General features: G+C 66.9%; 1 protein-coding gene. It reads left to right on the top strand.

All coding sequences use genetic code 11. The features are described from left to right. A partial coding sequence (locus ACFHWE_RS23705) for a sodium:solute symporter family transporter (RefSeq protein WP_416604096.1) occupies positions 1-429 on the top strand: 429 nt, incomplete at both ends.

Raw genomic sequence — 429 nt, 5'->3', positions numbered from 1 at the left:
TGCGGGTCTACACCGAGCGGGTCACCGACGCCAGGACCGGCGGCGACTCCGACTCGCTGACGCTCTCCTCTTTCCTGGAGAACCGCTTCAACGACCCGTCGCGGCTGCTGCGGGGTATCTCGGCGCTGCTCATCATCGTCTTCTACTTCTTCTACGTGGCCTCGGGCCTGGTGGCCATGGAGGCCCTGTTCGACCAGGTCTTCGGTCTCAGTGGGGCGCCCGCCATCGCGATCGGTGTGGGCATCGTCGTGCTCTACACCGTTCTGGGCGGCTTCCTCGCAGTCTCCCTGACGGACGTCGTGCAGGCCGTGATGATGTGGCTCGCCCTGCTCATCGTGCCGATCATCGCGATCGTCTCCCTGGGCGGCTTCGGCGGCCTCACCGACGGCGTGGCCGACAAGAGCGACGGCCTGCTGTCGGTGATGGGCG

Source organism: Nocardiopsis sp. LOL_012 (genome assembly GCF_048060475.1).
GTDB lineage: Bacteria > Actinomycetota > Actinomycetes > Streptosporangiales > Streptosporangiaceae > Nocardiopsis.
The sequence above is the reverse complement of the archived record's forward strand: the minus strand, read 5'-3'. Positions and strand labels throughout refer to the sequence as shown.